The sequence below is a fragment of the Parasphingorhabdus pacifica genome, assembly GCF_054779195.1.
In genome coordinates this window covers 134,614-154,602 of the sequence record NZ_BAAGYS010000004.1, presented here as the reverse complement: position 1 = coordinate 154,602, position 19,989 = coordinate 134,614, and the positions used below count along the sequence as shown (strand labels likewise).

Sequence of the window (19,989 nt, the reverse complement as noted above, 5' to 3'; positions counted from 1 at the left end):
GCGGACGGCGCCGTGGAAGGGAGCTCGGAATGCGGAAGACTCTGACCGCGACCTGCATGCTGCTGTCGTTGGTCGCCGCCGGGTGCACGGTGGGCGTCCGGCAGCCGTCCGGCGACGGTGCCGAACAGGGCGGACCGACCAAGATCGCGGTGGTGCCGAAAGCGATCGGTTTCGACTTCTGGGAGAACGTCCGCACCGGTGCCGAATGCGCGGCGCGGGAACATGATCGCGTCGACATGCACTGGGACGGTGTGTCCCAGGAGAGCGACGTCAGCGGTCAGCAGAGCCTGCTGCAGGACCTCATCTCCCAGGGGCAGTACCAGGGGCTGGTTTATGCCGCGACCGACGCCAAGGCGCTCGCCAACATCACCAGAACGGCCCGACAACAGGGCACCTCGGTCGTCAACATGGATTCCGGAACGGAACCGCAGCCCCCGGAAGTGCCGGTGTTCGCCACCAACAACGTGGCGGCCGCGGAAAGCGGCACCGACCTGCTCGCGGAGGAACTCGGTGGGCGGGGCAAGGTTGCGTTCATCGAATTTCAGCCGGGCACCAGTACTAACGAGTCGCGAGCCGAAGGGTTCGAACGCGGTCTGACCCAGAATCCGGGCTTGGAGCTCGTGGCCAGACAGTCCAGCGACAGCGACTACAACACCGCGTTGCAGGTCACCCAGGACATCCTGACGGCCAATCCCGACCTCAACGGCATCTACGCCGCGAACGAACCCAGCGTGCTCGGTGCTGCCGAAGCGGTTCGGCAGGCGGGCAAGGCGGGCGAGATCAAGATCGTCGGGTGGGACACCTCCGAAGGCCAGATCAATTCGCTGCGCGAAGGTGTGATCACCGGATTGATCGCGCAGAACCCGTTCCGGATGGGACACGACGCCGTCGAGTCGGCGGTGGCCAAGATCCGTGGCCAGGAGCAGGACGGGCCGGACACCGATACGGGATCGACGCTGATCACCCGCGAGAACCTGGACACCCCGAAGGTGCGGAAGTTGCTGAACCCGAGCTGCGAGGCGCAACCGGAGTGACGTTCGGGTGCGGGGCTTGACCTCGCCCGTGGTGGTCAGGAGCGTTCGCGCAGCATCCCCAACGCGGTGTCGGCGTGCGCGGACATGCGCAACTCGCTGCGGACGACGCCGATGACGACTCGGTCGGTTCCGATGACGAACGTGTGCCGCTTCACCGGAAGCGGCCCGAACCGCCGCTTCACCCCGAACCGGCGGGCCACCTCGCCCTCGAAGTCGGACAGCAGCGGAAAGCCGAACGAGTGCTGCTCGGCGAACGTACGTTGTTTGGCCACCGGGTCGGTGCTGATGCCGACCGGCTGTGCCCCGCACGCGGCGAACTCGGCGGCCAAGTCCCGGAAGCGGCAGCTCTCGGTGGTGCACCCGGTGGTCATCGCGGCGGGGTAGAAGAAGAGCACCACCGCTCCACCGCCGAGCAGCTCGGAGAGCCCGCGCTCGTCACCGTGCTGATCGGGGAGTACGAAGTCTTCGACGGGATCACCGGTTCGCATTCGAACTCCTTCGGTCCGGGGCGGGCGATGATCGATCTTGCCGGATCGTTCGGGAGGTGTCGACAGGGGCGGGGACCGGTTTACGGCCGCCGGTCGTGGGGTAGAGCGCTGATGGGTTACCCGAGGACTCGCGGAAGGAGGATCATGAGCGCAACGCTCAACGGCCGCAAGATCGCATTCCTGGTGTCCACGGACGGCATCGAGCAGGTCGAACTGACCGAGCCGTGGAAGGCGGTCGAGGATGCGGGCGGCCAACCCGAACTGGTGTCGGTGAGTTCCGGTTCGGTGCAGGGCCGCCACCACCTCGAGAAGGCCGATACGTTCCCGGTCGACAAAGTCGTTTCGGACGTCCGCCCGGACGACTACGACGGGCTGGTGCTGCCCGGTGGTGTGGCCAATCCGGATGCCCTGCGACAGAACTCCCACGCGGTCGGTTTCGTCGCGGGATTCTTCGCCCAGCAGAAGCCGGTCGCGGCGATCTGTCACGCGCCGTGGATGCTCGTGGAGGCGGACGTCGTCCGCGGCCGCCGCGTGACCTCGTACCCGAGCGTGGCCACCGACCTTCGCAACGCCGGTGCGGAGTGGGCCGATTCCGAGGTCGTGGTCGACGGTGGGCTGGTGACCAGCCGGAACCCCAACGACCTTCCGGCGTTCTGCGGCAAGGTCGTCGAGGAGGTAGCCGAGGGCAAGCACCGTCGGCAGGCCTCCAGCGCCTGAGGTGTCCGCGGAGGACACGTCGTCCTCGGACACGGCGCACGGGAGATCGCGCAACAGCCGGCCACGCTGCCGGCTTGTTCGTCAGCACCGAGGACATGGACCAGCTGGTCTGGAAACGGCATCACCTGGGGTCCGCGGGATCGAACGGGTGGGCGCCTGCGGAGTGACGGTACTGGGCGAGGGACCGCCGATGTCGATCATGCCGGACATCGCCTCGTACGCCGATCTGGAGCAGCTGCAGTACGAGACCGGGGACGGACCCGCGCTTGCTGCGGTCGACCGGAGGGAGCCGGTGCTCATCACCTCGATGGTCGATGAGCACCGGTTCGGTGAATAATCCCGGTCGTGGCACCCCCGCGGTGTGGCGGAGTCGTTGTCGTTCCCGATGATCGCCGAGGACGAGGTGCTCGGGCCGATGACGCTGTACTCCGTAGAGTCACATGTTTTCGGTTCCGGTTTCGACCTCGCGCTTCTCGTCGTAGACCTGGCCACCAACGCGTTCTCGATGATGCTCAAGCACGCCGAGCGGGTGGTTCTGGCCGAGCGGTTCAGACAGGCGTTGGATTTCCGGTCGGTCATCGACCAGGTCAAGGGAATGGTGATGTTGCGGCACGGGTGCTCTGCCGCCGACGCGTTCTGCTTTCTGCGCAGGCGAAGCCTGCCCGAGAACATCAAATTGCGGGCTGTCGCTTCGGCGGTGGTGGAAGGACCGGTGAAGTGGTTGACCTAGGTTCCGAATCCCGGGCCCGCACCGCCCGCGCCCACCGCCGGGCGATGTACCACACGCTCATGAGCACCGGTGGTGTAAGACATGACCGGTGCACGCGGTCCGCGCACAGCGTGGTGAAGGAGATCGTCCAGAGCCTGTGTGGACGGAGACCCCTCAGCGCGGGAGAATTTTCAAGGTCGACTGTGGACTCGAAGTTCGTTTTTCGGTTCTCCTGCGGTACGATTTCCCCGGCACTGCCGCACTTCGGCGGCACGGCACGACTGTCCTGTCACGTCATGCTCGTAGTACGACTTCGGCGAAACGTGACCAACCATGACTATTTCGGGGCGAAAGTCGGGTGGGCGATCGAGGCGGCTCACATATCCGGCGCGGCGCTTACGCATCCACATCCTGATCGTTTTGGTGTTATTCATCGGCGCTGTGGGGATCAATGCGCAACAACCTCCTGAAACCGGGCGTGAGGCCGGGAGGTCGGAGCCCGTCGTTCGGGCCGGCGTGGCGCATTCCGCGGTTGGCAGGGCGGGCGGGGCCGGCGATCAGAGCACCTACGCGGTAGCCGTTCTCGACCGCGCTACCGGTGAGCTGGCCGGGAACCCCAGTGCGAATCGTGCGCTGTTCTCGGCTTCGCTGGTCAAGCTTGCCGTCGCGATCGATGTGCTCCAGCGCAGGCACGGAGGTCTGCAGGTCTCGAACTCCGACCTGCGGCTGATCGAGCGCAGTCTCAGGCTCAGCGACGATGATGCGATGAACGTGCTCTGGGAGCGCTTCGACGGGGTGGGTGCCGTCTCCAGGATTGCCGCGCAGTTACGGCTCACGGACCTGAAGCCTCCCAGCGATCCGGCGTGGTGGGGTGAGACGGTCGTGTCCGCTCGCGACGTCGTTCTGCTGTTCGAGCACGTGCTGACGCGGATGCCGCCCCGGGATCGAGAGTTGATCATGGGTGCGCTGGAGGCTGCTCCCGCCATTGCCGCAGAGGGGTTCGACCAGGCGTTCGGCCTGGAATCGCCGACCTTGCACATCCCGTCGGCCACCAAGGCGGGCTGGATGTGCTGCCATTCCGGGCAGTTGAGCATGCACAGTGCTGGGGTCCTCGGCAACGACCGCCGGTTCGTCGCCGCGGTCCTGTCCGACCAGCCCGGTGGTGCCGGTTATTCACATGCGCGGGACCAGGTCACCGACGTGGCCGACGACTTGGTGCGCGAACTGCGTTGAGGAGCTCGTGACCTGCGGAGTTTCCGCGCCGGTCGTGTTTTCGCTATGCTTCCCCGTCTGTCGGTGCCAGGGGGAGGACCTGCGGTGAAGCGGCCCACGATCGTCGACATCGCCCGGCGAGTGGGCGTCTCGAAGGCCGCTGTTTCCTACGCGCTCAACGGCCGGGAGGGTGTCTCCGCCGAAACGCGTCAGCAGATCCTCGACGTCGCCGAGCAGATGGGCTGGCGGGCGAGCAACGCGGCTCGTGCCCTGTCCAGCGATCGAACGGCCAGCATCGGTTTCGTGTTCGCCAGGCCGCCTGAGCTCCTGCGTACCGAACCCTTCTTCATGCGATTGCTGGTCGGGATGGAACAGACGCTGTCCGAACACGGTGTGTCGTTGCAACTGGCGTTGGCGGCCGATTCCGAGACGGAGTTGGCGACGTACCGCCGCTGGTGGGCCGAACGCAGGGTGGACGGGATGTTGCTGACCGACCTCCGGGTGTCGGATCCGAGGCCACCGCTGCTGCGGGAGTTGGGTGCACCGGCGGTCGCGTTCGGCGCGCCCGGCGAAATGACCGGCATCCCGGTACTGCGCAGTGCTGAGCTTTCCGACGTGCGGCAGATCGTCGACCACCTGGCGGCCGCCGGACACCGGCACATCGGCCACGTGCTCGGCTCGTGGGAGCTGCTGCACACCCGGCGGCGCAGCGCGGCTCTGCGGGAAGCGATCCAGGACCGGCTCGGGACTGCCGTGGTGGCGGCCGACGGTGGCTACACCGAGCGGGGCGGGGTTGCCGCTACACGCGAAGTGCTCGAGTCCGAGCCGCGGCCGTCGGCGGTCGTCTACGACAACGACGTGATGGCAGTGGCGGCGGCCGCTCGGGCGGGCGAGCTCGGTGTGCGGGTTCCCGACGATCTGGCGATCGTGGCGTGGGACGACTCGATGCTGTGCCGGGTCGTCGAGCCCGCGGTGACCGCGTTCGATCACGACGTGGTCGGGGACGCGGCCACGGCGGTGCGTCAGTTGCTGGAGCTGATCGAGAACGGCGTGGCCGATGATGTGGCTCTTTCCAGGCGCGATCTGATCGTCCGCGCAAGCAGCGCCGGCGCACGCTGAACGGTGGTGTGCGAACGATCCGTTCGCACCAACGACAGCACGCGTATCGCCCATTTCTCCTCACGAGGAGATAACGGCCCTTCAGGTTAACCGGTTAAGTGCCTAGTTTTGCTCACCTGACCGCGTTCTCGAACCCGTCACTTCACCGGCTCACTGACCACTGGATTCGCGCGGCACGAGGAGACGATGTGTTCAAGCATTCGTTCGGATCTCTCGTACTCATCGCAGCCCTGCTGGCTGGTGTGCTGACCGGGTGCGCGGGCGCTCGCGACGACCCCCGAACGGTGACCTACTGGGCCAGCAACCAAGGAGCCAGCGCCGAGCAGGACCTGGCGATCCTCAACGAGGAGTTCACCAAGTTCACCGCGCGAACCGGGATCAAGGTCAACGTCGAGGTGATCGGCTGGGGTGACTTGCTCAACCGCATCCTCGGAGCCGCCACGTCGGGCGTCGGCCCGGACGTGGTCAACCTCGGCAACACCTGGTCCGCCTCGCTGCAGGCGACCGGAGCCTTCGTGCCGTTCGACGAGGAGTTGATGCGTCGGTTCGGTGGCCGGGAGAGGTTCCTCGACAGCAGCATGACCTCGACCGGAATGCCCGGCCGTACTCCGACCGCGTTGCCGCTCTACGGCCTGTCCTACGGCTTGTTCTACGACAAGCAACGCTTCCACGAGGCCGGCATCACCGAGCTGCCCGGCACCTGGTCGGAGTTCCTGGACGTCGCCGAACGGCTCACCGAGCCGGAACGGGATCGCTGGGGGCTGACCATCGCCGGAGCGAGCTACACCGAGAACTCGCACTTCGCGTTCATCTTCGGCAGGCAGGAAGGCGCCCACTTCATCGACGAGCGGGGTCGGGCCACGTTCACCTCGCCGGAGGCGGTGACGGCCGTACAGCGCTACACCGACCTGATGAGCAGGTACGAGGTCGTCCGGCCGGATGATGCCGAACTCGGTTCGGCGACCGAGGCCGTCCACAACTTCACGCGGGGGCGAGCGGCAATGTTGCTGGCCCAGAACAGCTCCATCGCCACCATCGAGGCCAACGGGATGCCGGGCGAGCGGTGGGGAGTGCTGCCGATGCCGCTTCCCGCGCAGCAGCCGCCCGGTGGCGTCCCGGTGCGCAGCCACGTCGCCGGGACCAACCTGGCCGTCTTCGAGGACAGCGAGAAGCGCGAGGCGGCGCTGAAACTCGTCGAGTTCCTCACCAGCAAGGAAGAACAGATCGTCCTCAACAAGAAGTACGGGAGTCTGCCGGTCGTCGAGGACGCCTACACGGACCCGGAGTTCCGGACCGGCAAGAAAGGCGTGTTCGGGCAGGTGCTGGCGGAAGGAGCCGAGACGGTGCCGATGATCCCCAACGAGAGCCAGTTCGAGACCACGGTGGGCGCCGCGGTACGCGATCTGTTCGCGCGCGCGGCCACCGGGAAACCCGTGCGGAAGGCCGATGTGGCCGCCGCGTTGTCGGACGCGGAACAGAAGATGCTCGGCGGTGGTCCAAGATGACCGATTCACCCCCGGGCGACCCCGAGGTGCCGAAACGGCAGCGCGGACCGTGGACACCGAGCCGACGCGTGCTGCCGTACCTGTTGCTCGCTCCCGCACTGTTGTTCGAACTGGTCGTTCACCTGATTCCCATGCTCGGCGGTCTGTGGATGAGCCTGCTCGAGCTGACCCAGTTCCACATTCGGGAGTGGCTGAGCGCACCGTTCGCGGGACTGGACAACTACCGGTTCGCGATCGACTTCAACGGTGCTGTGGGTGGCGAGTTGCTGCGGTCATTCATGGTGACCGTCGCCTTCTCGGTGCTCGCGGTCGCATCGTCCTGGGGGCTCGGGCTGTTCGCGGCGACCCTGCTGCAACGCGCGTTCCGGGGACGGTTCCTGTTCCGCGGGCTCTTCCTGATCCCGTACGCCCTCCCGGTGTACACGGCGGTGATGATCTGGAAGTTCATGCTCGACCGCAGCGACGGCATGGTGAACACGACGTTGGCCGCGCTCGGGTTTCCGGGCGACACTTTCTGGCTGCTCGGTGACAACGCGTTCTTGAGCCTGGTGGTGACCGCCGTGTGGCGGTTGTGGCCGTTCGCGTTCCTGGTGCTGATGGCGGGTATGCAGGCGATCCCGGACGATCTCTACGATTCCGCGGCCGTCGACGGAGCGGGTGTTTGGCAGCGCTTCCGCACGATCACGCTGCCGATGATGCGCTCGATCAGCGGGGTGCTGGTGCTCGTGCTGTTCCTGTGGACGTTCAACGACTTCAACGTCCCCTACATCCTCTTCGACGAGGCGGTTCCGTCGGCGGCGAACCTGATTTCGATCCACATCTACCAGAATTCCTTCCTCACCTGGAACTTCGGTCTGGGATCGGCGATGTCCACGCTGCTGCTGCTGTTTCTGCTGGGAGTCACGGCCGGGTTTTTGGCGCTGAACGCGAGGAGGTCTCGCCGTGGGTGATCCGCGTTGGTTCCGGATGTTGCGCGTGGCAGGGCTGGGCGGTCTCGCCCTGTTCACCGTGCTACCGCTCTACGTCATGGTCACCTCGGCGTTGAAGCCACTGGGGGAAGTGCAGGACGAGTTCGAGTGGTTTCCGCGGAACATCACCGCGGCGCCGTTCGTGCAGATGTGGTCCACCGTGGACCTCGCGCGCTACTTCGCCAACAGCGCGGTGGTTTCGCTGGGAGCGTCCTCCCTCTCGGTACTCGTCGCCATCTTCGCCGCCTACGCGATCAGCCGGTACAAGTTTCGGGGGCGGGACGCGTTTCGGATGACGGTGCTGTCCACCCAGATGTTTCCGGGAATCCTGTTCCTGCTCCCGCTGTACCTGCTCTACGCCACCATCGGCCAGGCCACCGGCATCGTGTTGCAGGGCAGCCGGATCGGTCTGGTGATCACCTATCTGACGTTCTCGTTGCCCTTCGCCATCTGGATGCTGGTCGGCTACTTCGACTCGATCCCGAGGGATCTCGACGAGGCAGCCGAGATCGACGGAGCCGGACCGGTCGGCACCTTGTTCCGGGTGGTGCTGCCCGCCGCCAAGCCCGGTATCGCCGCGGTCGGCATCTACGCGTTCATGACCGCCTGGGGTGAAACCCTGTTCGCCTCCATCATGACCGACTCCGGCTCCCGGACGCTGGCGGTCGGACTGCGCGAGTACTCCACCCAGTCGTCGGTGTACTGGAACGAAGTCATGGCGGCATCGACGGTGGTGAGCATCCCCGTGGTCGTCGGGTTCCTTTTTCTGCAGCGCTACCTCGTGCAGGGGCTCACGGCGGGCGCGGTCAAGTAATAGCGCGAGGTCTCACGGAAAGGGTGCTCGATGCGACGCAATTCGGCGAAGCTCAACGTCGAAGGCCGACCGGTGAGCTGGCTCGGTACCAACTTCTGGTCCCGCTGCGGCGGGCCGCTGATGTGGCGCGACTACGACCCGGCGGTCGTGCGCGAGGAACTGCACGTGCTTCGCGAGCACGGACTCGGACAAACGCGCTCGTTCTTCTACTGGCCCGACTTCATGCCGGAACCCGACGTCGTCGACCAGAACAAGGTCGACCGCTTCGCGGACTTCCTCGACGCACACCACGAGCTGGGCATGTCCTCGATCCCGACATTCCTCGTTGGGCACATGTCCGGGGACAACTGGGACCCGCCGTGGCGCGGCGGGCGGGACCTCTACGCCGATGTCTGGATGGTGGCCCAACAAGCCTGGTTCGCTCAACGCATGAGCGAGCGGTTCGCCGACCACCCTTCGGTTGCCGCCTGGTTGATCAGCAACGAGATGCCGATCTACGGGCGGGTGCACGGTGAATCCGCCGCGCCGTCCGAGGACGTGATCAGCTGGGCGCGGATCATGGTCCAAGCCGTTCGGGCCGGCGGTGCGCGGCAGCCGGTCTCACTCGGCGACGGGGCGTGGGGAATCGAAGTCACCGGCGTGGACAACGGGTTTTCGGTGCGCGACACGGGAGCACTCGTCGACTTCGCGGGACCGCACGTGTACCGGATGGACAGCGACCCCGTTCGACAGCACCTGAACGCGGCATTCATCTGCGAACTCGCGGCGGTGGCCGGCAAGCCGGTGGTGCTGGAGGAATTCGGGCTCTCCAGCGACATGGCCTCCGCACAGAACGCCGCCCACTACTACCGCCAGACCCTGCACAACTCCCTGCTCGCCGGGGCCACCGGTTGGCTGGCGTGGAACAACACCGACTACGACGACCTGATCGAGCAGGAACCGTACTCGCACCACCCGTTCGAAATGCATTTCGGCATCACCGACAACGCCGGAAAACCGAAAGCGCCCCTGCACGAGCTGGACAGCTTCGCACGTGTGCTCACCGATATCGGATTCGAGTACTGCACGCGCTCGGATACCGGCGTCGGACTGGTAGTGAGTGAGTTTCTGGAACGTGGCTATCCATTCACGCGGGGAGATGAGCGAGCGCTGATCTTCGACACGTTGCGGCAGGGCTACGTCGCGGCGCGCGAAGCCGACCTGGCGCCGGGATTCGTACGCGAGCGGGATGGCATCGACCCGGACTGCCTGCTCTATTTGCTGCCGTGCGTGCGCCAGCTCCAGGGGCCCACCTTCCAACGGTTGCAGGAGTACGCGCAGCACGGAGCGGTCGTGTACCTGTCGTACTGCGCGGGCGAGGTCGCCCACCATCGCGGTGCCTGGTTGCCCTATCTCGACGAGACCTTCGGCGTGGAAAAGCAGCTGGCCTACGGGCTGGTCGACCCGGTCGAGGACGAATTCGTCGAGCTGCGGTTCACAACGGAGTTCGGCGGGATCAGCGGAGGTGAAGTCCTGTCCTTCCGGGTGGGCGGCAACGAGCACAGCCGCGCGTTCCTGCCGGTGCGCCCCAACGGTGCCACGGTCGTGGCGACCGACGCGCACGGTCGCCCCGCCCTGCTACGGCACCGGACGGGGGTGGGCGAGGCGATTCTGGCCACGTACCCGCTCGAGCACTTCGCCGCCGCGAACGCACGGATCAACCCGGAGGACACCCACCGGCTCTTTGGTGCGCTCGCCGAAGTCGCCGGCGTCCGGCGTCCGATCGTGGTCGACACCCCGCTCGTGTTCGCCGACGTGCTCGTGCACGAAGACGGGCGGCGGTTCGCGTGGTTGGTCAGCCAGAACCCTGACGAAACGACCGCGATTCCGCACGTACCCGGCGGGGAATTGCACGACATCACCACCGGCGACCGGCTGGACGAGGTCGTGCTCGACCCCTACGGAGTCCGCGTGCTCGAACTGCGAACGGAGAGTTGAGATGCCCCGTCCGATGTCGCCCGGTTCGTTTCCCCGCGAATTCCTGTGGGGGGTCGCCACCGCTTCCTACCAGATCGAGGGAGCTGTTGAGGCGGACGGCCGAGGACCGTCCATCTGGGACACGTTCGTGCGCCGCCCCGGGGCCGTGTACGGAGGAGACACCGGTGATGTGGCCTGCGACCACTACCACCGCTATCCGGAAGACGTCCGCCTGATGCGCGAATTGGGCGTCGATGCCTACCGCTTCTCCGTGGCTTGGCCGCGCATCCAGCCGGACGGCGGAGGTGCGGTGAACCAACGTGGACTCGACTTCTACGACTGCCTGGTCGACGCGCTCTGCGAAGCGGGGATCACACCGGCCCTCACCCTCTACCACTGGGACCTCCCGCAAGCGCTGGAGGACATGGGTGGCTGGCGCAACCGGGACACCGCAGCCAGATTCGCCGAATACGCTCAAGTGGTCCACGCCAGGCTGGGCGACCGCGTTCCGATGTGGACGACGCTCAACGAGCCGTTCTGCGCGGCGTTCGTCGGGCATGCCGAAGGCAGGCACGCTCCCGGTGCGGAGGAAGGACACGGCGCCCTCGCGGCGGCTCACCACCTGCTGCTCGGGCACGGCATGGCGGTACGTGCGCTGCGCGCGCAGCGCCGTGGTGCCGAGCGGTTCGGCATCACCCTCAACCTCAACCCGATCGCGCCGGTGAGGGAGCAGGACCGGGCGGCCGCCGCGCGAATGGAATGCCTGCAGAACCTCTCCTTCAGCGACCCGGTGCTGCGCGGTCGGTATCCGGCGGCCGAGAGGGACACCTGGGGCGAGATCACGGATTTCTCGTTCCGGGCTGAGGGCGATCTCGAGATCGTGAGCACGCCATTGGACTTCCTGGGAGTGAACAACTACTTCCCGAGTTACGTGCGGGAGGCTCCGTTCGAACAGCCGGATGCGCGAGTGCGGACGGCTGCCGACGTCGGAGCGGTGCTCGATCCGCCCGCGTCGTTGCCGACCACCACCATGGGCTGGCCGGTGGAGGCGGACGGGCTCCACCGGCTGCTGCGGTGGCTGGACGAGAGCTATCGTGATCTCCCGCCGATCTACATCACCGAGAACGGCACGAGCGGCTTCGACACCGTGGACGAGAACGGACGGGTGGCCGATCAGCACCGCATAGCCTACCTCGACGCCCACCTGCGGGCGGTTCGCCGAGCGATGGCCGACGGTGTCGATGTGCGCGGTTACTTCTGCTGGTCGTTGCTGGACAACTTCGAATGGGCGGAGGGCTACCGGCAGCGGTTCGGCCTGGTCCACGTCGACTACGACACGCAGCGTCGTACCCCGAAGGACAGCTTCCACTGGTATCGAAGTCTGATCACCTCCTGACGCCGGGGTTGCCGTGTGCCACCACGGGGTATCCGCGTAGTGGCCCGGTGCACCTATTCAGCGGGAGGGACCGTGAGCGCTGCTCGTTCCGAGGATGTCTCGCTGCCTGCCGCGGGCGGTGCTGCGGAATCGGTCGTCCTCGGTGACCTGTCCTCGCAGAACAAGGCCGCCGGTGTGGTGGTGTTCGCCCACGGCAGCGGCTCCTCCCGGCACAGCGAGCGCAACCGGTGGGTGGCCGAGCAACTCCAGGCCGCGGGATTCGACACGTTGCTGACGGATCTGCTCACGGCGGAGGAAGAGCAACGCGACATCCGCACCGCTGAGCACCGCTTCGACATCCCGTTGCTGACCCAACGGGTGCTCGGGGTGCTGGACTGGTTGGTCGAGCAGTCGACCGCCCGTGGGCTGCCGGTCGGGGTGTTCGGCGCGAGCACGGGTGCGGCCGCAGCCTTGGGCGCAGCGGCCCGGCGGCCGGAACTCGTTCGCTCGGTGGTCTCGCGGGGCGGGCGGCCGGACCTGGCTTCGGAACCGCTGGAGCAGGTGTCTTCGCCCACGTTGCTGATCGTGGGCGGCCGGGACCTGGAGGTGCTCGAGCTGAACAGGTCCGCGGCCGAGCGGCTGGAGGCCCGCCACGAGGTCCGGGTCGTGGACGGGGCGACGCATCTGTTCGAGGAACCCGGCGCGCTCGACGAGGTCGCCACGGCCGCCGCCGACTGGTTCGGCGCGACCTTCACCGCACAGCGCCCCTCCCAGTGATCGGCTCGGTTTCGGCGAGTGGTTGTCGATGGGCGGAGCGCCGTCGAGGGCAGCGCCTCTTTGCCGGGAGCGGTCGTTGGGCCGGGCACCGGTGGTGTACCAGACGCTTACCGGTCAGTAACCTCAGCCTTTGACATCATCTCAAGGCAATGGGCCGACCGACCCGTGGTGAGCGAAAGGAACGGTGTGGTGACGGATATCGAACGTGTGGGCGTGGTGGGTTCCGGGCTGATGGGAGCCGGGATCGCCGAGGTGAGCGCGCGGTCCGGGCTGGACGTGATCGTCTCGGAGGTCGACGACTCCGCCGCCGAGGCGGGTCGCGCTCGCATTCAGAAATCGCTGGATCGCGCGGTACGTAGCGGGAAACTCGCCGAAGCCGATCGCGACGCGGCACTGGGCCGGCTGCGGTTCACCACCTCGCTGGCCGACCTGCACGACCGCCAGCTGGTCGTCGAAGCGATCGCGGAGAACGCCGAGCTCAAGACGAAGGTCTTCGCCCAGCTCGACGACGTCGTGACCGCGTCGGACGCGATCCTCGCGTCGAACACCTCCTCCATTCCGATCGCCAAGCTCGCGGCGGCTACCAAGCGGCCCCAGCACGTGATCGGGGTGCACTTCTTCAACCCGGTTCCGGTGCTCAAGCTCGTCGAGCTCGTGCCGTCGCTGCTGACCGATGAGGCCACGGTCGAGCGGGCCTCGCAGTTCGCCACCGACAAGCTGGGCAAGCAGACGATCCGGGCCAAGGACCGCTCCGGCTTCGTGGTCAACGCCCTGCTGGTGCCGTACCTGCTCTCGGCGATCCGGATGTTCGAGGCCGGGATCGCGTCGGCCGAAGACATCGACAACGGCATGGTGCTGGGCTGCGCACACCCGATGGGCCCGCTGAAGCTCTCGGACATGGTGGGCCTTGACACCCTGAAGGCCATCGCCGACTGCATGGTCGCCGAGTACGGCGAAGCGCACTATGCCGCGCCGCCGCTGCTGCAGCGCATGGTCGACGCGGGCCTGATGGGCAAGAAGTCCGGCCGCGGTTTCTACACCTACGACTGAGACACCGGAGAGCCGGGAGTCACGCGCCGCCGGTGCGGTGCGCGCGTCGCCTCCGGAAGAAATCGACGTCACTGCCCGCATCGCCCCGAGTTGTCCACAGCTCGGGGCGGTGTGGGCCCGGTCCGTCCCGTTCGTCCCTAGGGCTTCGCCGTCGAGCGGAGGGCGTCCACCGCGTGGTTGCGATGCTCGTCGAGCAGCCGCACGAGTTCTTCCGCGTCCCGATCGGCCGCGGCGTGCACGATCGCCTCATGCTCGCACCGGACGCGTTCCCTATTGGTGTCGGAGTTGTAGTAGACCGCGCGATAGGCGTCGGTCGCGTCCCACAGCGTCCGCACCACCCGAACCAGCCGTGGCATCCCGGATGGTTCGAGCAGGCAGAAGTGGAATCGCCGGTTCGCGGCGATCATGCCGACCAGGTCCCCGTCCGCGGCAGCCGTTCCCACCTCGTGATGAGCCACGCCGATCCGGTCCAGGTCCGCGTCGGTGAACTTGTCGACGGCGACCCGAGCGGCTTCCGACTCCAGCAGCTCCCGCATCCGATAGACCTCCAGCAGGTCGGTCATCGACAGCTCGGCGACCGAGTACCCCCGGTGCGGCTGGTAGACGACCTGCCCTTCGGCTTCCAACGTCTTGAGCGCCTCGCGCAGGGGTACCCGGCTGACGCCGAGTTCCTGGGCGATCGTGTCCTGCCGGACCGGCTGACCGGGAGTGAGATGACGAGACACGATCGCTTTGCGCAGTTCGTCGAGCACGAAAGCCTGCGTGGTGGGTGGACGGCGCATCGGACTCCTGGACTCTCGGAACGCGGTGTGTCGGAAATCGCGTCGTGTTGACGCCCGGTTCCCTCACTGTATATTGGATCCAACTTTGGTCCAAGGTGACCCGCCGTTAGCGGCGGCCGGAAGGGATGGGCGACGGATGGGACGGACGCTGCCGCTGGACGGCGTGCTCGTCGCGGACTTCAGCAGGGTTCTGGCAGGCCCGTACGCGACCATGCTGCTCGCCGACCTCGGAGCCACGGTCGTGAAGGTGGAGCGTCCCGGCGGCGGTGACGACACCCGTGCGTGGGGTCCACCCTGGACAGATCGGAGCTCCTCCTACTTCGAGTCGCTGAACCGGGGCAAGCGCAGCATCACGCTGGACCTGAGCGCTCCTGCCGACCGTGCAGCCGCTCACGAGCTGGTCAGTCGCGCCGATGTGCTGGTCGAGAACTTCCGGGCCGGGTCGTTGGCCCGCTACGGACTGGACTACCGAAGCGCCAGCGAGCTCAACCCACGCCTGCTCTACACCTCCGTCTCCGGATTCGGCAGCTCGGAAGGCGCCGACCTGCCCGGCTACGACTTTGTGGTGCAGGCCGTCGGCGGGCTGATGAGCATCACCGGAAGCGCGGACGGAGAACCGACCAAGGTCGGAGTGGCCGTCGTGGATGTGCTGACGGGCAAGGACGCCGCGCTCGGCATTCTCGCCGCGCTCCGGGACCGGGAGAACACCGGGCGCGGTCAGCACATCGAGGTCAACCTGCTCTCCAGCCTCCTCGCATCACTGGTCAACCAGGTCGGTGGCCTGCTCGCCACCGGGGACTCCCCGGGACGCATGGGCAACCAGCATCCGAGCATCGCCCCCTACGAGACGCTCCGCTGCGAGGACGCCCTGCTCGCCGTGGCCGTCGGCAACGACGACCAGTTCCGCAAGCTCACCGAGGTGCTCGGTCTGGTGGGCATGGCCGCCGATCCTCGTTTCGCCACGAACGCCGAACGGGTGGCCAATCGAGCCGAGCTGGTACGCGGTCTGGAGAACGTTCTCGGAGCCCGCAGAGCCGCCGACTGGCAGGAGCGATTGCAGCGAGCCGGGATCGCGTGCGGCACGGTCAATGATCTCGCCCAGGCGGTCGACCACGCCGAATCGCTCGGTCTGCGGCCGACCGTCGACCCCGGCGGGGGAGCCGTGCCCCAGGTGCGGATGCCCATCGACTTCTCGGACACCGGAAGCGCCGCGCCGGTGGCCCCTCCCGAACTCGGCGAGCACAACGACGAAGTGCTCGCATGGCTCGCCGATTCCGCTCCGGCGGACCTGCCCTCGTTGTCCCGACAGAAGGAGGCCTGGTGATGAGCGCCAGCGGAACCCGTCCCGCTTTCGACCCGCACGACCCATTGGGGATCGACGCCGAACTCAGCACCGAACAACTCGCCATTAGGGACAGCGTGCGTGCGCTGTGCCGGGACCGTGTCCTGCCGTACGTCGGGGACTGGTACGAACGCGGAGAACTCCCGCAGGCACGGGAACTGGCCAGGGAGCTGGGCAAGCTCGGCGTGCTCGGCATGCACCTGGACGGCTACGGCTGCGCGGGAATGTCCGCAGTGGACTACGGCGTGGCCTGCGAGGAACTGGAAGCCTGCGACTCGGGGCTCCGCTCGCTGGTCTCGGTGCAGGGATCGCTGGCGATGTTCGCGATCTGGCGCTGGGGCTCGGAGGAGCACAAGCAGCAGTGGTTGCCGAACATGGCAGCGGGCGAGGCGATCGGCTGCTTCGGCCTGACCGAACCCGACTGCGGGTCGGATCCCGCGTCGATGCGGACCCATGCTCGCAGGGACGGTTCGGACTGGGTCCTCAACGGACGCAAGATGTGGATCACCAACGGTACGATCGCCGATGTCGCCGTGGTGTGGGCGCAGACCGACGAGGGTGTCCGCGGGTTCGTCGTTCCCACGGACACACCCGGGTTCTCTGCCCCGGAGATCAAGCAGAAGCTCTCGTTGCGCGCCTCGGTCACCGCCGAACTGGTGCTCGACGACGTGCGGCTGCCCGCAGATGCCGTGCTGCCCGAGGTGACCGGCCTGCGTGGACCGCTGAGCTGCTTGAACGAGGCCCGCTACGGGATCGTGTGGGGTGCGGTCGGGGCCGGTCGCACCTGCCTGGAGACGGCGGTGGACTACGCGAAGAACCGCGAGCAGTTCGATCGGCCGCTCGCCGGGTTCCAGCTGACTCAGTCCAAGATCGCGGACATGGCCGTGCGCGTGCACAACGGGAGGTTGTTGGCGCTGCACCTCGGTCGTCGCAAGGACGCCGGGACATTACTGCCGCAGCAGGTCAGCTTCGGCAAACTGGACAACGTGCGAGGAGCGCTCGAAGTCGCGCGCACGGCTCGCACCGTGCTCGGAGCCAACGGGATCTCGCTGGAGTACCCCGTGATCCGGCACATGACGAACCTGGAATCGGTGCTGACCTACGAGGGCACCAGCGAGATGCACGCGCTGACCATCGGACAGGCCATGACCGGGGTGTCCGCCTTCCGCGGCTGACGGCCGGGCCGGTTCGCGGGCTCGTTCGATTTCCGGGCCCTGTTCGATTCCGGCCCGTGCCGGTTCGGTCGGGTGCCCGCGCGTGGGGCACCGACCGAACCGGCCCCGTCGTCCCGCAGGTACGCACCTTGGCTCTACCGGGAGCGGAAATCTCCGCGGCGACCGAGGATCAGGCGCGGGTTTCCTCGTCCACCCAGCTCAGGTAGTCGTTGTTGCCCGCGATGATCGGTACGGTGACGATTTCGGGGACATCGTAGGTGTGGGCCGCCTTGATGTGCTCGACGAGCGCATCGAGACGTTGGGCGGAGGTCTTGATCTGCAGCTGCCATTCCGGGTCGTCCTGCACCGAGTCCTTCCACCGGTAGAAGCTGCGGATCGGCACCACTTGGACGCACGCACCGCAGCGGGCATCGATGATGCCGCGCGCCAGGGCAGCAGCCGCTTCTTCGGAGTCCGTCGTCGTCACGACCTGCACGTAGTCAGCCATGGCCGCAAGGGTAGCGGGGTCACCACACGGTGAATCCACCGTCGGCCACCACGTTGCTGCCCGTCACGAAGCTGCTCGCCTCGGCGGCCAGGAAGACCGCGACCGGCCCGAGCTCGTGCGGCTCGGCGACCCGCCCCATCGGGGTCTGGGTGACCCAGGAGCGGAACCACTCCGGCTGCGTGACCTCCACCTGCTTGAGCAAGTCGGTGCCGGTGTAGCCGGGCGAGATCGAGTTGACCCGCACACCGCGTCCGGACCACTCACCGGCCAGCGACTTGGTCAACATGATGACCCCGGCCTTCGAGGTGTTGTAGGAAACCTGCGGCTGGGGGTGGTTGGAGATAAGCCCCGACATCGAAGCGATGTTGATGATGGAGCCCGAACCCTGCGCGAGCATCACCTTGCCGACCTCGCGGCAGCACCAGAAGACGGCATCGAGGTTCAGGCCCATCACCGACCGCCACGAGTCGTCGGACATCTCCTCGGCGGGTTCGTTGCGCACCATGCCCGCGTTGTGGACGGAGACATCGATGCGGCCGTGGTCGTCGACGATCTGCCGCACCGCGTCGGCCACCTGTCCCGAGTCGGTCACGTCGAGACGTACGAAATCGCCCTCGAGATCGTCGGCGGCCCGCTTGCCGGTCTCGGCGTTGATCTCGCCGATCACCACGTGAGCGCCTGCCGACCGCAACGACTTGGCGATCTCGAGACCGATTCCCTGGCCACCTCCGGTCACCAGCGCAACCTTGTCCCGCAAGGAAAAGACATCGGTACCCATCGAGTTGCAGCCTCCTCGGGAATAGTCGTGCACTGTTCGCAGCGTGGCACACGCGGCTTCCGCGCAGGTCCCGTTCGCGCGGGTGATCGCCTGTACGGCGTCGCCACGTGGCCGACCGGTCAAGGTGTCGGTGGGTGCCGTGCGCGATACACGTGCTCAGCGCAGGGTCGGTGGTAGGACGCGGTGCACCCAGTCGCTCGCCATCTCGTAGGCGTGTGCGACCCGCAGCAGCGACCACTCGTCGTGACTCCGGCCGATGAGCTGCACCCCGGTCGGTAGCCCGGCGGCGTTGAAGCCGACCGGGAGGTTCAGCACCGGATGGCCGGACAGCGTCCACGGGGCGACGACTTCCATCCACCGGTGGTAGGTATCCATCGAACGGCCCGCCACCTCTTCGGGCCAGCGGATTTCGAGGGCGAACGGGAACACCTGCGTGCTGGGGGCGAGCAGGAAGTCGTAGGTGTCGAACAGGTCCGAGACCTCCGCACGCCAGCGGTTGCGACCGTCGACCGCGCGGTCGATGTCGGATACGGACAGCGCCCGGTAGCCCTCCACCTCGAAGACGGCCTCGGGTTTGAGCTTCCCGCGCAGTGCGGGATCGTCGTACGTGGGTGCGAGTTCTCGCCCGACCATCCAGTGTCGCCAGAGCAAGAAGGTTTCCCAGGCCTGCTCGAACGGCAAGCGCCGGTCGACCGGTTCGACCACGCACCCCGCCGCGGCGAACTCCTGAAAGGAGCCGGTGCACTGTTCGAGGATTCCCGGCTCGGTCGGGAGGTAGCCGTCGAAGTCGCCGAGCCAGCCGATCCTGGGTTGCCCGACGTCTTCGTCCAGGGGCCGGGTGAACATCGCCGGATCCTGCTGGACGCTGAGCGGAGTTCGTTCGTCCGGTCCCGCCAAGCTGGACAGGAGCATGGCGGTGTCGCGGACCGTGCGTCCCATCGGCCCGACCACGGCCGGTGAACTGATGAATCCCTCCGCGGGAACCCGGCCGAATCCCGGACGCAGCCCGAGCACGTTGCAGCTGGCCGCCGGGTTGCGGAGCGACCCCATGAAGTCGCTGCCGTCGGCCACCGGCAGCATCCGCATCGCCAGCGCCGCGGCCGCACCACCGCTGCTGCCGCCTGCGCTGCGGGTGAGGTCGTAGGGGTTGCTGGTGGTGCCGAAGATCGGGTTGAACGTGTGCGAGCCGAGGCCGAACTCCGGAACGTTTGTCTTGCCGATGACGATGGCGCCCTGTTCGCGCATCCTCCGCACGAACTCGGCGTCGGCTCGGACGGGCCGGGTGTCGAGGACGGGGGAGCCCTTGGTGGTCGGTAGGCCCTCCGCGTCGGCGAGGTCTTTCACCGCGACCGGAAAGCCGTGCATCCATCCCGCCCAGTGGCCGCGGTCGAGTTCGGCATCGCGCTGCCGTGCCCGTTCGAGCAGTTCGGACTCGTCGACTCGGGAGACGATCGCGTTGACCAGTGGGTTGAACCGGTCGATGTGTCCGAGGAACGTCCGCATCACCTCGACGCACGAGACTTCGCGGTTCCGGATCAGCCACGAGAGCTCCACGGCGTCGAGCAGCACCAGCTCGGGGATGGTCGACGCGGGCAACCCCGCGCCGGGCGGGGCAGGTGCTGCACCGTCGTAGCTGGTTTCGCTGGATTCGATGGGCAAGCCGACTGCCTCCTCGGCGCTCACGCGTGATCAATTCGACCT

Annotated in this window: 20 protein-coding genes; 15 read left to right on the top strand and 5 right to left on the bottom strand. The window is 67.1% G+C overall.

All coding sequences use genetic code 11. The features are described 5' to 3' along the window. Positions 1-29: 29 nt before the first annotated feature. Entirely contained in the window at positions 30-1,034 is a 1,005-nt protein-coding gene (locus ACYVAN_RS04705) for a substrate-binding domain-containing protein (RefSeq protein WP_460956015.1), read from the top strand. A 35-nt stretch (positions 1,035-1,069) separates the two neighbouring features. On the opposite strand, the gene ACYVAN_RS04700 is transcribed toward ACYVAN_RS04705, so the two are convergent. After that, positions 1,070-1,522: a peroxiredoxin gene (locus ACYVAN_RS04700; RefSeq protein WP_460956014.1), complete on the bottom strand. Its 453-nt coding sequence runs from the start codon at positions 1,520-1,522 to the stop codon at positions 1,070-1,072. 144 nt (positions 1,523-1,666) lie between these two features. Here ACYVAN_RS04700 and ACYVAN_RS04695 point away from each other — a divergent pair, with 144 nt between their 5' ends. The 12 genes from ACYVAN_RS04695 (at position 1,667) to ACYVAN_RS04640 (ending at position 13,724) form a co-directional block, all read left to right on the top strand. Continuing rightward, on the top strand, positions 1,667-2,239 hold the full coding sequence (locus tag ACYVAN_RS04695; RefSeq protein WP_460956012.1) for a type 1 glutamine amidotransferase domain-containing protein: 573 nt from the start codon (positions 1,667-1,669) through the stop codon (positions 2,237-2,239). 190 nt (positions 2,240-2,429) lie between these two features. Continuing rightward, positions 2,430-2,576: a hypothetical protein gene (locus ACYVAN_RS04690; protein WP_460956010.1), complete on the top strand. Its 147-nt coding sequence runs from the start codon at positions 2,430-2,432 to the stop codon at positions 2,574-2,576. Positions 2,577-2,600: 24 nt separating this feature from the next. Continuing rightward, complete coding sequence (locus ACYVAN_RS04685; RefSeq protein WP_460956008.1) at positions 2,601-2,969, top strand: ANTAR domain-containing protein; 369 nt, start codon at positions 2,601-2,603, stop codon at positions 2,967-2,969. 495 nt (positions 2,970-3,464) lie between these two features. After that, positions 3,465-4,181, top strand: a complete 717-nt coding sequence (locus ACYVAN_RS04680) for a serine hydrolase (RefSeq protein WP_460956006.1) — start codon at positions 3,465-3,467, stop codon at positions 4,179-4,181. A gap of 84 nt (positions 4,182-4,265) precedes the next feature. Next, positions 4,266-5,279 carry a LacI family DNA-binding transcriptional regulator gene (locus tag ACYVAN_RS04675; RefSeq protein ID WP_460956004.1) on the top strand — a complete coding sequence of 338 codons (1,014 nt, stop codon included), beginning with the start codon at positions 4,266-4,268 and terminating at the stop codon, positions 5,277-5,279. Positions 5,280-5,467: 188 nt separating this feature from the next. Next, complete coding sequence (locus ACYVAN_RS04670) at positions 5,468-6,784, top strand: extracellular solute-binding protein (RefSeq protein WP_460956002.1); 1,317 nt, start codon at positions 5,468-5,470, stop codon at positions 6,782-6,784. Next, positions 6,781-7,734 (top strand): carbohydrate ABC transporter permease, encoded by a 954-nt coding sequence (locus ACYVAN_RS04665; RefSeq protein ID WP_460956000.1) that lies wholly within the window; start codon positions 6,781-6,783, stop codon positions 7,732-7,734. Before ACYVAN_RS04670 ends, ACYVAN_RS04665 begins: the two co-directional genes overlap by 4 nt. Then, positions 7,727-8,566: a carbohydrate ABC transporter permease gene (locus tag ACYVAN_RS04660; protein WP_460955998.1), complete on the top strand. Its 840-nt coding sequence runs from the start codon at positions 7,727-7,729 to the stop codon at positions 8,564-8,566. The genes ACYVAN_RS04665 and ACYVAN_RS04660 overlap by 8 nt, the downstream gene beginning before the upstream one ends. 30 nt (positions 8,567-8,596) lie before the next feature. Then, positions 8,597-10,543 carry a cellulase family glycosylhydrolase gene (locus ACYVAN_RS04655; protein WP_460955996.1) on the top strand — a complete coding sequence of 649 codons (1,947 nt, stop codon included), beginning with the start codon at positions 8,597-8,599 and terminating at the stop codon, positions 10,541-10,543. A 1-nt stretch (position 10,544) separates the two neighbouring features. After that, positions 10,545-11,918: a GH1 family beta-glucosidase gene (locus ACYVAN_RS04650; RefSeq protein ID WP_460955994.1), complete on the top strand. Its 1,374-nt coding sequence runs from the start codon at positions 10,545-10,547 to the stop codon at positions 11,916-11,918. 72 nt (positions 11,919-11,990) lie between these two features. Next, entirely contained in the window at positions 11,991-12,674 is a 684-nt protein-coding gene (locus ACYVAN_RS04645) for a dienelactone hydrolase family protein (RefSeq protein ID WP_460955992.1), read from the top strand. A 189-nt stretch (positions 12,675-12,863) separates the two neighbouring features. Continuing rightward, positions 12,864-13,724 (top strand): 3-hydroxybutyryl-CoA dehydrogenase, encoded by an 861-nt coding sequence (locus ACYVAN_RS04640; protein ID WP_460955990.1) that lies wholly within the window; start codon positions 12,864-12,866, stop codon positions 13,722-13,724. Positions 13,725-13,861: 137 nt separating this feature from the next. On the opposite strand, the gene ACYVAN_RS04635 is transcribed toward ACYVAN_RS04640, so the two are convergent. Then, on the bottom strand, positions 13,862-14,506 hold the full coding sequence (locus ACYVAN_RS04635) for a GntR family transcriptional regulator (RefSeq protein WP_460955988.1): 645 nt from the start codon (positions 14,504-14,506) through the stop codon (positions 13,862-13,864). A 136-nt stretch (positions 14,507-14,642) separates the two neighbouring features. Here ACYVAN_RS04635 and ACYVAN_RS04630 point away from each other — a divergent pair, with 136 nt between their 5' ends. Together ACYVAN_RS04630 and ACYVAN_RS04625 are read left to right on the top strand one after the other, a co-directional pair. Next, a complete protein-coding gene (locus ACYVAN_RS04630; protein ID WP_460955985.1) occupies positions 14,643-15,830 on the top strand; it encodes a CaiB/BaiF CoA transferase family protein in 1,188 nt (395 codons plus the stop codon). Further along, positions 15,830-17,023, top strand: a complete 1,194-nt coding sequence (locus tag ACYVAN_RS04625; RefSeq protein WP_460955983.1) for an acyl-CoA dehydrogenase family protein — start codon at positions 15,830-15,832, stop codon at positions 17,021-17,023. The genes ACYVAN_RS04630 and ACYVAN_RS04625 overlap by 1 nt, the downstream gene beginning before the upstream one ends. 169 nt (positions 17,024-17,192) lie before the next feature. Here ACYVAN_RS04625 and cutA read toward each other — a convergent pair whose 3' ends face one another. The 3 genes from cutA to ACYVAN_RS04610 all read right to left on the bottom strand — a co-directional run bounded on the left by cutA (position 17,193) and on the right by ACYVAN_RS04610 (position 19,947). Beyond that, the gene (gene cutA / locus ACYVAN_RS04620) at positions 17,193-17,510 is read right to left on the bottom strand and encodes a divalent-cation tolerance protein CutA (RefSeq protein ID WP_460955981.1); all 318 of its coding nucleotides are present in this window, start codon (positions 17,508-17,510) and stop codon (positions 17,193-17,195) included. Between the two features lie 19 nt (positions 17,511-17,529). Next, the gene (locus ACYVAN_RS04615) at positions 17,530-18,288 is read right to left on the bottom strand and encodes an SDR family NAD(P)-dependent oxidoreductase (protein WP_460955979.1); all 759 of its coding nucleotides are present in this window, start codon (positions 18,286-18,288) and stop codon (positions 17,530-17,532) included. 156 nt (positions 18,289-18,444) lie between these two features. Then, complete coding sequence (locus ACYVAN_RS04610) at positions 18,445-19,947, bottom strand: amidase (RefSeq protein ID WP_460955977.1); 1,503 nt, start codon at positions 19,945-19,947, stop codon at positions 18,445-18,447. Between the last annotated feature and the right edge of the window lie 42 nt (positions 19,948-19,989).

Bases quoted from the DNA above. Each gene is read 5' to 3' on its own strand.
- ACYVAN_RS04705 (WP_460956015.1), top strand. From the start codon at position 30: ATGCGGAAGACTCTGACCGCGACCTGCATGCTGCTGTCGTTGGTCGCC.
- ACYVAN_RS04700 (WP_460956014.1), bottom strand. From the start codon at position 1,522: ATGCGAACCGGTGATCCCGTCGAAGACTTCGTACTCCCCGATCAGCAC.
- ACYVAN_RS04695 (WP_460956012.1), top strand. From the start codon at position 1,667: ATGAGCGCAACGCTCAACGGCCGCAAGATCGCATTCCTGGTGTCCACG.
- ACYVAN_RS04690 (WP_460956010.1), top strand. From the start codon at position 2,430: ATGTCGATCATGCCGGACATCGCCTCGTACGCCGATCTGGAGCAGCTG.
- ACYVAN_RS04665 (WP_460956000.1), top strand. From the start codon at position 6,781: ATGACCGATTCACCCCCGGGCGACCCCGAGGTGCCGAAACGGCAGCGC.
- ACYVAN_RS04655 (WP_460955996.1), top strand. From the start codon at position 8,597: ATGCGACGCAATTCGGCGAAGCTCAACGTCGAAGGCCGACCGGTGAGC.
- ACYVAN_RS04650 (WP_460955994.1), top strand. From the start codon at position 10,545: ATGCCCCGTCCGATGTCGCCCGGTTCGTTTCCCCGCGAATTCCTGTGG.
- ACYVAN_RS04635 (WP_460955988.1), bottom strand. From the start codon at position 14,506: ATGCGCCGTCCACCCACCACGCAGGCTTTCGTGCTCGACGAACTGCGC.
- ACYVAN_RS04630 (WP_460955985.1), top strand. From the start codon at position 14,643: ATGGGACGGACGCTGCCGCTGGACGGCGTGCTCGTCGCGGACTTCAGC.
- ACYVAN_RS04625 (WP_460955983.1), top strand. From the start codon at position 15,830: ATGAGCGCCAGCGGAACCCGTCCCGCTTTCGACCCGCACGACCCATTG.
- cutA (WP_460955981.1), bottom strand. From the start codon at position 17,510: ATGGCTGACTACGTGCAGGTCGTGACGACGACGGACTCCGAAGAAGCG.
- ACYVAN_RS04615 (WP_460955979.1), bottom strand. From the start codon at position 18,288: ATGGGTACCGATGTCTTTTCCTTGCGGGACAAGGTTGCGCTGGTGACC.